10 protein-coding genes are annotated in these 10,763 nt (G+C 62.5%); 3 read left to right on the top strand and 7 right to left on the bottom strand.

What is annotated here, in order from left to right; translation table 11 throughout:
• The 5 genes from AB4Z11_RS10610 to AB4Z11_RS10590 form a co-directional block, all read right to left on the bottom strand.
• The coding region (locus AB4Z11_RS10610) for a substrate-binding domain-containing protein (protein ID WP_442025185.1) at positions 1-341 on the bottom strand (341 nt) is incomplete at its 3' end.
• The gene (locus tag AB4Z11_RS10605) at positions 338-985 is read right to left on the bottom strand and encodes an energy-coupling factor ABC transporter ATP-binding protein (RefSeq protein ID WP_442025183.1); all 648 of its coding nucleotides are present in this window, start codon (positions 983-985) and stop codon (positions 338-340) included. The genes AB4Z11_RS10610 and AB4Z11_RS10605, both read right to left, overlap by 4 nt.
• A complete protein-coding gene (locus AB4Z11_RS10600; protein WP_442025181.1) occupies positions 982-1,689 on the bottom strand; it encodes an ABC transporter permease in 708 nt (235 codons plus the stop codon). The genes AB4Z11_RS10605 and AB4Z11_RS10600 overlap by 4 nt, the downstream gene beginning before the upstream one ends.
• Positions 1,689-4,460 (bottom strand): formate dehydrogenase subunit alpha, encoded by a 2,772-nt coding sequence (gene fdhF, locus AB4Z11_RS10595; RefSeq protein WP_442025179.1) that lies wholly within the window; start codon positions 4,458-4,460, stop codon positions 1,689-1,691. The genes AB4Z11_RS10600 and fdhF overlap by 1 nt, the downstream gene beginning before the upstream one ends.
• Positions 4,457-6,409 (bottom strand): NADH-ubiquinone oxidoreductase-F iron-sulfur binding region domain-containing protein, encoded by a 1,953-nt coding sequence (locus tag AB4Z11_RS10590; RefSeq protein WP_442025177.1) that lies wholly within the window; start codon positions 6,407-6,409, stop codon positions 4,457-4,459. The genes fdhF and AB4Z11_RS10590 overlap by 4 nt, the downstream gene beginning before the upstream one ends.
• Before the next feature lie 153 nt (positions 6,410-6,562).
• Here AB4Z11_RS10590 and AB4Z11_RS10585 point away from each other — a divergent pair, with 153 nt between their 5' ends.
• Positions 6,563-6,952 carry a hypothetical protein gene (locus AB4Z11_RS10585; RefSeq protein WP_442025175.1) on the top strand — a complete coding sequence of 130 codons (390 nt, stop codon included), beginning with the start codon at positions 6,563-6,565 and terminating at the stop codon, positions 6,950-6,952.
• Here the strand turns inward: AB4Z11_RS10585 and AB4Z11_RS10580 are convergent.
• Positions 6,949-7,620, bottom strand: a complete 672-nt coding sequence (locus AB4Z11_RS10580; RefSeq protein ID WP_442025173.1) for an SOS response-associated peptidase — start codon at positions 7,618-7,620, stop codon at positions 6,949-6,951. The two genes, AB4Z11_RS10585 and AB4Z11_RS10580, sit on opposite strands and share 4 nt — an antisense overlap.
• 9 nt (positions 7,621-7,629) lie before the next feature.
• Positions 7,630-8,748, bottom strand: a complete 1,119-nt coding sequence (locus AB4Z11_RS10575) for a dienelactone hydrolase family protein (RefSeq protein ID WP_442025171.1) — start codon at positions 8,746-8,748, stop codon at positions 7,630-7,632.
• Between the two features lie 465 nt (positions 8,749-9,213).
• Here AB4Z11_RS10575 and AB4Z11_RS10570 point away from each other — a divergent pair, with 465 nt between their 5' ends.
• Together AB4Z11_RS10570 and AB4Z11_RS10565 are read left to right on the top strand one after the other, a co-directional pair.
• Positions 9,214-10,515 (top strand): PASTA domain-containing protein, encoded by a 1,302-nt coding sequence (locus AB4Z11_RS10570; protein WP_442025169.1) that lies wholly within the window; start codon positions 9,214-9,216, stop codon positions 10,513-10,515.
• The coding region (locus AB4Z11_RS10565) for a hypothetical protein (RefSeq protein ID WP_442025167.1) at positions 10,512-10,763 on the top strand (252 nt) is incomplete at its 3' end. The genes AB4Z11_RS10570 and AB4Z11_RS10565, both read left to right, overlap by 4 nt.

The following is a 10,763-nucleotide window of genomic DNA, read 5'->3' as shown; positions in this document are numbered from 1 at the left end:
GGATCGGATGCCGGACCCACTACGATAAAGTCGTTGTACATCACATCGCGGCGGTCCACGCCCCAGCCTTCGGCCACGAACTTGTCTTCGGCCTGGCGCGCATGCACCAGCGTCACGTCAACGTCGCCGTTCTTCGACAGTTCCAGCGCTTTGCCGGTGCCGACCGAAATCACGTGCACTTTGTTGCCGGTCTTTTGCTCGAAGATCGGCAGCAGATATCCCAGCAGGCCGGAATTGTCGGTGCTGGTGGTGGTCGACAGGCGGATGACCGGCTGTTGCGCGAATGCGGCGCCGGTGAAGGTCAGTGCCGCTAGGGCGAGAACGAGTGAGCGACGTTTCATTTCATCTCCAGTTTGCCGTCGCGCAGCTTCATGCGCTGCACTTCGGGCAGGTTGATCAAATCACGGTCATGACAAGCCATCACCACGCTGCTGCCGGCATGGATCAGGGTGGGAATCAGCGCAATCACCTGCTCGCGCGCGGCGCCATCGAGATTGGCGGTCGGCTCGTCCAGCAGCAGCAGGCGCGGGTGCAGCACTTTGGCGCGCGCCAGCGCCACGCGCTGCTTTYCGCCGCCGGATAGTGTAGCCGGATTATTGTYCGCCAGATGGCGCACGCCGGCCCACGACATCGCCTCGTGCACCGCCTGCTTGATCGCAGCGTGCGATTCGCCCCGTGCCTTCAGGCCGTAGGCGATATTGTCCGCCACGCTGGTGCTGAACATGATGGGATGCTGGTGCACATACACGATGGACCGGCGCAGCAAGGCGGGATACGGCGACAGGCTCACGCTCCGGCCTTCGAACTGCACGTCCTGCGCCTCGGCCGGCGCCAGACCCGCCAACACACGCAGCAAGGTGCTCTTACCGGCACCGTTCACACCGGTCAGCACATAGGCGGTGGCGCCCTCCAGCGAAAAATCAGTGAGGTCGAACAGCGTGTGGCTGTCGTAGCGCTTGGTGAGGCGGCCGATGGAAAGCATCATGCGCTGCCTTTCGCCGCGTGCGCGTCGCCTTGCAGCAGCATCAAGGCGCCATTCATGGCCAGCGCGATGGTGACCAGCACGATGCCCAGCGCAATGCCCTGCGCGAATTCGCCTTTGCTGGTCTCCAGAGCGATGGCTGTAGTGATGGTGCGGGTTTCGCCCGCGATGTTCCCGCCCACCATCATGGCGCAGCCGACTTCGGAGATCACGCGTCCGAAACCGCTGATCACTGCCGCCATGACACCGAAACGCACTTCATACAGCATGGTCGTCATCACACCCCAGCGCGAGGCGCCGTGCGTGATGGCCGTTTCCGCGTAACGCGGATCGGCTGCCTGCACGGCGGCCAGCGTGAACGCCAGCAGCACCGGCAAGGCGATAATCACCTGCCCCGCCACGATGCCGGATTGCGTGAACAGCCATTGCAGCCCGCCCATCGGGCCGTGGCGCGACAACAGCATGTAGAGCAACAGCCCAATCAGCACCGTCGGCAACGACAAGGCAGCTTGCGCCAGCCAGATCACGACGCGGCGCGCGGGAAACTGGTGCATGGCGATGGCATAGCCTCCAGCGACAGCAAACGGCGTCGCAATCAGCAGGCCAAGCACGCTGGTACTTAGGGAAATCCAGATAATGCGCCACAGGACCGGGTCGCCGGTGAACAGCAATGCGAAGGCGGCTTGTACCGCTTCCCACAGCGCCATTAGTGCTCAGCTCCCAACAGCTGGCCGCCGCCAAAGCTGCTTTGCGCTGCCACCGTGCCGCCCAGCGTTACCCGCACCGCGCAGTATTTGAATTCGGGGATCTTGCCGAAAGGGTCCAGCGCGGGGTTGGTCAGCTTGTTGATGGCGGCCTCGTAATAGCAGAACGGGACAAAGACGGCGCCGCGTGGCGAGCTGTCATCGGCGCGCGCATACAGGCTCACGCTGCCGCGCCGCGAGGCAATGGTGATGACGTCGCCGGGCTTGGCGCCCAGCTGCGCCAGGTCGTAAGGATGCACCAGTGCGACCGGATCGGGTTCGATCGCGTCCAGCACGGCGGCGCGGCGCGTCATGCTGCCGGTGTGCCAGTGTTCGAGCTGGCGGCCCGTGATCAGCACCAGCGGATACTGGCTGTCCGGCCGTTCGTCGGCAGGAATGATATCGGCCGGAACAAAGCGCGCGCGCCCCGACTCGCGCGGGAAGCTGTCGGTGAAGACCACTGGCGTCCCGGGGTCGCCTTCCGCCGTGCAGGGATACGTCACAGCGTGCTCGCGCTCCAGGCGCTCCCACGTGATGCCCGCAATGCTCGGCATCACAGTGCGCATTTCATTGAACACGTCCGCCGGACCTGCGTAAGCCCAGTCCAGGCCCATGCGCTGTGCGATCTGCTGAATGATCCACAAATCCTGCCGCGCTTCGCCCGGCGGCGGCACCGCTTGACGGCCAAGCTGCACCAGGCGGTCGGTGTTGGTGAAGGTTCCGGTCTTTTCGGGGAAGGCACTGGCCGGCAGAATCACGTCCGCCAGATAGGCCGTCTCGGTAAGGAAGATATCCTGCACGACCAGATGGTCGAGCGCAGCCAGCGCGGCGCGGGCGTGGTCGGCGTCGGGGTCGGACATGGCAGGGTTTTCTCCCATGATGTACATGCCCTTTACTTTACCATCCTTGATCGCGTTCATCACTTCCACCACGGTCAGGCCGGGCTGTTCGTCCAGCTGCACACCCCAGGCTTTGGCGAAGCGCGCCCGCGCTTCAGGGTCGGTTACGCGCTGATAATCGGGGAACATCATCGGGATCAGGCCCGCATCGGAGGCACCCTGCACATTGTTCTGGCCGCGCAGCGGATGCAGGCCTGTGCCGGGACGGCCGATCTGTCCGGTCATCAGTGCCAGTGCAATCAGGCAGCGTGCATTGTCGGTGCCGTGGATGTGCTGAGAGATACCCATGCCCCACAAGATCATGGACGCTTTGGATTTTGCGTACAGCCGCGCCACGTAGCGGATCGTGTCGGCCTCGATACCGCAGATCGGCGCCATGGCCTCCGGGCTGTAGAGCATCACGTTGCTCGCCAGCTCGTCGTAGCCAATAGTGCGGCTGGCGATGAAGGCTTTGTCCATCAAACCTTCCGTGACGATGGTGTAGATCATGGCGTTGAGCAGCGCCACATCGGTATCTGGCTTGAACTGCAGATAGCGGTGCGCGGTGCGCGCAAGCTCGGAACGGCGCGGATCACAGACGATCAGCTTCATGCCCTTGCGCGCGGCGTTCTTGATCCAGGTCGCCGCCACCGGATGATTCACGGTCGGATTAGCGCCGATCAGGATCACCACCTCAGCCTTTGTCACGTCGCGCACCGGGTTGGACACGGCGCCGGAGCCGATCCCCTCCAGCAGTGCGGCCACGGACGATGCGTGGCATAGGCGCGTGCAGTGATCGACATTATTGCTGCCAAAGCCTGTGCGCACCAGTTTCTGGAACAGATAGGCTTCCTCGTTGCTACCTTTGGCCGACCCGAAACCCGCCAGAACCCTGGCGCCGTGCGCGTCGCGGATCTGCGCCAGTTTTCCACCCGCCAGCGCCAGTGCTTCTTCCCACGTGGCTTCGCGGAACACGTCCAGCACCCGCTCCGGGTCCATGGTGAATTTGCCGGATTTGGGTGGCGCATCGGCACGCCGGATCAATGGCTTTGTCAGACGTTGCGCGTGGTGCGCGTAATCGAAGCCGTAGCGGCCCTTGACGCACAAGCGGCTGCTGTTGGCGGGGCCGTCGCGGCCTTCAACGTAGAGGATCTTGTCGTTCCTGATGTTGTAGGTCAGCTGACAACCCACACCGCAGTATGGACAGACCGATTCGACCTGTCTGTCCGGCCTGGACAGCGCCACATCGCGCTCCGGCATCAGCGCGCCGGTCGGGCAAGCCTGCACGCATTCGCCGCAAGCCACACAGGTGGAGGCCCCCATTGGGTCATCCATATCGAAGACGATTTTCGCGTGGTCGCCGCGATAGGCCAGGCCGATCACATCATTCATTTGCTCGTCACGGCAGGCGCGCACGCAGCGGKTGCACTGGATGCAGGCGTCGAGATTGACGGTAATGGCGACGTGCGAGGCGTCCTGCCGCGGCTGTTCGCGCGGTGCAAAGCGCGGCTTGCCGAGTTGCAGGCGGGTGGCCCATTCGTCGACTTCGTTGTGGCGCGTGTGGCCGGCTTCGGGCATGTCCGATTGCAGCAGTTCCAGCACCATCTTCTGCGCGGCGAGCGCGCGCGGGCTGTCCGTGCTGACTTTCATGCCCGGCGCGGGCGCGCGGCAGCAGGATGGCGCCAGCACGCGTTCGCCGTCGATTTCGACCATGCACGCGCGGCAGTTGCCAGCCGTGGCCATGCCGTCCTTGTAGCACAGGTGCGGAATGTCGACACCCTCGCGGCGGGCCGCCTGCAGCAGCGTTTCGCCTTCCTCCGCCTGCACGCCGCGGCCATTCAGTTCAAAGGCGATCATGGCGCCACCTCGTGAGGGAAATAGCGGATCACACTGTCGACAGGATTGGGCGCGGCTTGTCCAAGGCCGCAGATGGACGCGTCGCGCATGACCTGGCTTAGTTCGGCCAGCAAGGCCGTATCCCACTTCGGCTGTTCGAGCAGCGTTACGGCTTTCGCGGTGCCTACGCGGCACGGCGTGCATTGGCCGCACGATTCGTCGCGGAAGAAGCGCATCATATTTCGCGCGGCGTTGGCGGCCTTGTCGTGGTCGGACAGCACGATCACTGCCGCCGAGCCGATGAAGCAGCCGTGCGCTTGCAAGGTGTCGAAGTCGAGCGGGATGTTGTTCATGCTGGCTGGCAGAATGCCGCCCGATGCCCCGCCGGGCAGATAGGCGTAGAGCTTATGGCCGTCCTGCATGCCGCCGCAGTATTCGTCGATCAGTTCCTGCACGGTGATGCCCGCCGGCGCAAGCTTTACACCGGGTTGTTTCACCCGGCCGGAAACCGAGAACGAGCGCAGACCCTTGCGGCCATTGCGGCCCTGCGCGGCAAACCATTCGGGGCCGCGCTGGATGATGTCCCTGATCCAGAACAGCGTTTCGAAGTTGTGCTCCAGGGTTGGGCGTCCGAACAGGCCCACTTGCGCGACATAGGGTGGACGCAGGCGCGGCAAGCCTCGTTTGCCTTCGATCGATTCGATCATCGCGGATTCTTCGCCGCAGATGTAGGCGCCGGCGCCGCGGCGCAGATGGATTGCGGGCATACGCGGAATGGGCGGCTGCGCGCGCAGCTTCATCAATTTCTGCTGCAGCATGACGCGGCAGTCGTGGTATTCGTCGCGCAGATAGATGTAGATTTCGTCGATGCCGACGGCCCAGGCGGCGATCAGCATGCCTTCCAGGAAGCGGTGCGGATCGCGCTCCAGGAAGTAGCGGTCTTTGAAGGTGCCTGGTTCGCCTTCGTCGATATTCACCGCCATCACACGCGGCCCCGGCTCGTTGCGCACAATGCGCCATTTGCGGCCGGCCGGGAAGCCTGCACCACCAAGGCCACGCAGGCCTGAATGTTCGAGCGCGGCTATCACCGCTTCCGGATCGCGAACGCCCGCGACGCACTCACGCAGCAGCGCGTAGCCGCCGCCCGCAAAATAGTCAGCCAGGACCACGTATGCTGCCTCCCCCGCGTCCGCCACCTCCAGCGCGCCCGCACCCGCGCGCGCCCCGGCCCCGGTCCCGGCCTCGCGCCACGCCCCCGTCCTCGCCCTCGCTTCTCCCGGCGCCCGGCCCGCCAACGCATCCGCCAGCGCCTGCGTCCCCGACTGCGCCTCCGCCGGCGACTGCGCCCCCGCCTGCACATCGGCCGCCGAGCCGAACGCGCCATGATCGCCGCTGCCCGGACGCACTGCAGCCGCGTCGGCTGGGTGCAGCGCGGTGGGATTGGGCGCGGCGGAGGCTGCCGATGCGATCGCGTCCAGCGTGGCATGGCCGACTGCACGCTGGCCGACCAGTGCAGCCGGCGCCTGGTCACAGCGGCCAATGCAGGGCGCGGCGATGACGCGTACGTCCGGGCCAAGCAAGGCGGGCAAGCGTACCAGCAGCTCGCCAGCGCCAGCAAGCTCACAGGACAGTCCATCGCACACGCGCACGGTCAGCGCCGGCGGCGCCACCTCGCCTTCGCGCACGATATCGAAATGATGGTAGAACGACGCCACCTCGAACACTTCCGCCTGCGGCAGCCGCAWTTCCTGCGCCAGCGCCGCGAGATGAGCGGTGGATAGGCAACCGTAGCGGTCCTGAATCAGATGCAGGTGTTCGATCAGCAGATCGCGCCGACGCGGCAGGGAGCCAAGCAGCACCTGCACTTCCGCCAGCGCGACCGCGTCCACCCGCCGGCCTTTGGGCGCCTGGCGCTTGCGTTCGCGGCTCGGGCCGTCTTGTGCCGCGATCGGGATAATCGGATGATTCACCAGAACCTCCCCCATCTACTGCCATCGTCGAATTGACTCAGCGTATCATGCGCGACCCCGCGCCGCCATATGCTATGTTGAAGATCTATGTTCGAAGCAAAATCCAGCTGCACAGGGAGCCCATCGGCTCGGTGACGCATGGTTTCAGATGATATGCGCTCTCACCAACTATTCGTAACCCTCGTCCTGTCCTTGCATGCGCTGGCTTTAGTGCCGCAATGGCAGCGCCATTACTTCCATCCTCGCCTGGTCCGGCGCACGATGCTGGGCATGATGCTCGGACTGTGCCAGGGCATGGTCATCGTCATGACAGTTGAGTTGAAGCCGCCCGAGGTGCGCGCCGTGTCCGACTGGCTGGGTGCGGGCCTGATGCTGCACTTGTATGTCGCAGTGCAGAATCTGCTGGCGTCCTATGCCTTCGTGCGGCTGCACCGGCCCAGCGCCGTTATTGCGCAACGCATGTATTGGGGTGTCAAACCGTTGGCCGTGCTGAGCGCTATCTGTACGGCGGCGGCCTGGCTGGCCGTGCAGGGATTGTTCTAACCGGCCAGTGGCACCACGAGATGCGCGCCGTCGTTGCCGGCGCGGTTCAGGTCAGGACTGACGCGGTGCCATTCGAAATGCTCGGAACCAAGGGCCATGGTGCGGGCCAGCATTTCCGCCTGCTCCGCGCTGAGATCCGGATCAAGCCAGAGGGCCGCATCGGCTGCGTTCAGCACCACCGGACGGCGGTCGTGAATGTCCACCATGCCCCCTTCCGCATCGGCCGTAATCAGCACGAAGCCCGATTCCGCCTTGTGTTCCTTGAAGGGACCGAAGTTGGCCAGCGCCAGCATGAAGAATGGCTCACGGTCCTTACGGTGGATGTGCCAGGGCTGGCGCGCGTTCTTCTCGCCCGTCCATTCGTACCATCCGTGTGCGGGCACCAGGGCGCGGCCCGTCTTCAGCAGCTTGCCCCAGTAGTTATTGGTGATCTTTTCCAGCCGCGCATTGACGGCAATCGGCAGCTTGCCCGCAGCCCAGGCGGCGCGGTAGCCCCAGTGCAGGTCGTCCACCTGGGGCTCGCCGCCGCTCATATGCATCACGGGGCGATAGGTGCCGGGAGCGGCATTGTAGGTGGGCTCGGCCTGGCTGCGGTAAGCCGCGTCAGCCCAGCCGAAGGCCGCTATGTAGCGCCTCGCTATATCGTTCTGATCGAATCGTCCGCACATGCGGACATCTTACTGCATGCCGCCGCCCGTGGCGCTATGCTCGGGCCAGACAATATCGTTATCGACCGTGTACAGCTTGCAGGGTTGCTTGCTGGCGGCCTGGCAGGCCGCCAGCGCGCGATCGCCGGGATTTTCGCCCTCTTCCGCCCAGCCCCAGGCGCCGCTTGAAGACACGGCGAAGGCACGCGGCGAATCCTTCTTCAGGAAGGCACGGTACTGCTCGCGGCCACGTTCAGGCAGAAACGGCACGGCGGCTGCGTCATCCAGTGCCGCGTAATTGGTCTTTGGCTGCTTTGGTGGTTCGGCCACAGCGTAGACTTCCTTTACCGGCATGCCGATGTGGGCCAGGAATTTGTCGACTTCCGGCTGCCAGATCGGCTGGCCGTCGCGGCTGCCCAGCATGGTGTGGGCGTCCCGTTTAAACGTGCCGTAGGCGATCAGCTTGGCGTTGCCGCCATTGGCCGTGAAAGCGCCGTACATCTTGCTGACCAGTTGCGGGCCGAAGTAGCTGTCGTTGGCGCCGTACATCCACATTGATTCGATCTTGTTCTTTTTGCCGTATTCGCCGAACGCTTTCACCAGCGCGCTCTGCCAGTCGCAGCTGCCGCCATGGACTTTGAGGCCGCCGGCAAAATTCATGATGCCGCGTACGCCGGGCAACTCCTGGGTGCTGACTGCCACGCTGGCCAGGCCGCCGAAGGATTGGCCGGCGATGACGATGTGCTCGCCGTCGATCCAGTCCTGCTGTCGCGCCCAGGCCACAACGTCAGCCACGTCACCTGCTTGCGCATAGCCGTTGGCGGTCATATTGCAGCCGTATTCGATGAATTTGCCGGTCGAGTGGGCAAAACCGGTGCGCATCGGCACCACGACCGCATAGCCTTTGCGCACGAAGGCCGCGGCCATATACACGAAACGGTCGCGGCTCTGCAGCTTGGGATCGCCGGGCGCCTTGCCGTGATTGATGATCAGCAGCGGAAAGGGACCGTCGCCGTTCGGCTTATATACCGTAGTTTCCAGCTGAACGCTCTGCTGGCGGCCAGCCGGCACCATGATCACTTGTTCATTCAGGCGCGAGTCCAGCGGCAATTGCTGGGCCAGCGCAGGCAGCGCAAGAACTCCGCCCAACAGACTGGCCGCAGCCAGGCGGGCAATATTGACAAGCAGGGATTTGATGATTCGCTCCGGAACAATTTGCTTCAGGAAATTGATCCGATTCTGAAGGGCTTACTCGTCGATTGCAATCCCAAAACATCAACACTGGCAGCGTGTTATCTAGTTTCCAGACTGTCAGCGCATYGTTTCGGGCGTGACAATGTGTGTACTTTGATCATCGCTCCCCAACCTATATTGACTATTGGTTGTACATAAAAACGAACAATTCAGGGGGAGCTGGCCATGAACGATCTAAAAATCGGACTGAGGCACTCGCGAGCACTGCTCCCGATAGGGYTGRCACTCTTGACCTTTGTTTTATGCACGTCGGCCTTGGCCCAAGACTACCGTCAGATGGCCCAGTATCAAGGCTGCCCGCCCCTTCCTGACTACTCAGGAAGGACATTTAACGACGCGGTCCAATTGCTTCCGCAGCGTATGAAGTCTGCAGTACGTCAGGTCCGCGCAAGATCATCCAAGCCAGCAGGAACGATCTTTCGGCAATCTCTGGAATCTGACAAGCGATGTGCCGTCGTATTTTTCGTTTCGGATGGCTCTCTCGTGAGAGTCCCAGACGTACGCACTTTGCCAAAGGACGAGGCAATTAACCGGCTGCAGAGCAAAGGACTAGGTACGACCACCGAATTTGCCCCTTCCTCAAGCACAGATCAAGCGGGCAAAGTTATTACTCAAAAGCCGCGTGCAGGCAACGACGTTCCCCTAAAAAGCACTGTTTATCTTATCGTTGGCCCGATCCTCCCAATCGATGTTCCCGCGGTCGTCGGTCAAACCTTCGATGAGGCAAAGCAGCAGCTGAATTCATTCGATGTCAGTCGCGTTTTCACGCCAGGTGTCGCGCCGGAAGGCAATGTGATTTCCCAGAATCCTGAAGGCCACACTAAAGCGATGCCCGGCAGCACGGTCAAATTGACTTTATCCGATGGCAATCTGGTCGAGGTGCCAGGCATCGTTGGGGATACCCGCAGCACGGCACAAACCAAGTTGGAGCAGGCCCGATTACTTCCAAGCTGGACCGAGGCAGAGTCCGAGGTCCAAATGGGCAGTGTCATTTCCCAAGATCCGGCTCCGCCCGCGACTGCAAGCCGCAATAGCACGGTACAGGTGCAAATTTCCGCCGGTCTGGTCGTTCCCTCGCTCGTGGGTTCCAATTTTGAACGGGTGCTTCCTAGCCTGAAGTCCTTTGTGATCGAGCAAGAATACCGGGCGAGCGAACGGCAAAAGAACGAAATACTCTCGCAATCGCCACCGGCGGGCCAACACGTATCCGCGCACACCGTTATCAGCTTAAAGCTCTCCAACGAAGACCTCGTGTTCGTGCCACCCGTACTTGGCAAGACCTTGGCAGATGCCCGGTCCGAACTCCAAAGCCACGATTTGGTTCCAGTAGTTGCAGGATTGGGCTTTGATAACTGGGAAGTAAAAGAGACCGTACCAGCGGCTAATCAGGTGCGAAGGCGAGGCGAAACGATCGCCATCAAGTTGTCGGTGCCCTGGTGGGTTTGGGCAGGATTGGCCGGTGGCGCAGCGCTCGTATCAGCCTTGGGCCACAAGGTTTGGCGGCACTTCCATCCGAATGTCACATTTACCGCCGATATTGCGCCGAACGTCGAACCAGTCAAGGTCTCGGCGAAGAGCGTTGATTGCGCGGATATTGAACTATGCGCGGGGCTTACGCAGGGGCCTGTGACAATCCGCGAGCATGAGGAGACAACGTCATGAACACTGTCAGTTTGCGTAGCCTGTTCAATTTCACCGACGCGCATGTACGGGAAGGCGCAACCGAAGAGGCGCGGAAATCCGCCGGAGAGAACGCTGCCTTGCCGAGGTGGGTCAACTTTGCTGCGGAAGGTGCAGCCGACAAACTCAACGAAACGCTGAACGTTGATGTTTTTGACTTGCTGGCCGAAGGATGGGTCAAGTTCAAGGAAATCAAAGACAGCGCTAAGGCCTCGAAGCAAGGCCAGGGG

Origin of the sequence: Pseudoduganella sp. RAF53_2 (assembly GCF_052113985.1) — a bacterium.
Taxonomy (GTDB): domain Bacteria; phylum Pseudomonadota; class Gammaproteobacteria; order Burkholderiales; family Burkholderiaceae_D; genus Rugamonas.
Note: the sequence above shows the minus strand (reverse complement) of the source record. Positions and strands in the feature narration are given on the sequence as shown.

What these genes read in the sequence shown, in the direction of transcription:
- AB4Z11_RS10600 (WP_442025181.1), bottom strand. Translation starts at nt 1,689, where the DNA reads ATGGCGCTGTGGGAAGCGGTACAAGCCGCCTTCGCATTGCTGTTCACC.
- AB4Z11_RS10585 (WP_442025175.1), top strand. Translation starts at nt 6,563, where the DNA reads ATGCGCTCTCACCAACTATTCGTAACCCTCGTCCTGTCCTTGCATGCG.
- AB4Z11_RS10580 (WP_442025173.1), bottom strand. Translation starts at nt 7,620, where the DNA reads ATGTGCGGACGATTCGATCAGAACGATATAGCGAGGCGCTACATAGCG.
- AB4Z11_RS10570 (WP_442025169.1), top strand. Translation starts at nt 9,214, where the DNA reads ATGAAGTCTGCAGTACGTCAGGTCCGCGCAAGATCATCCAAGCCAGCA.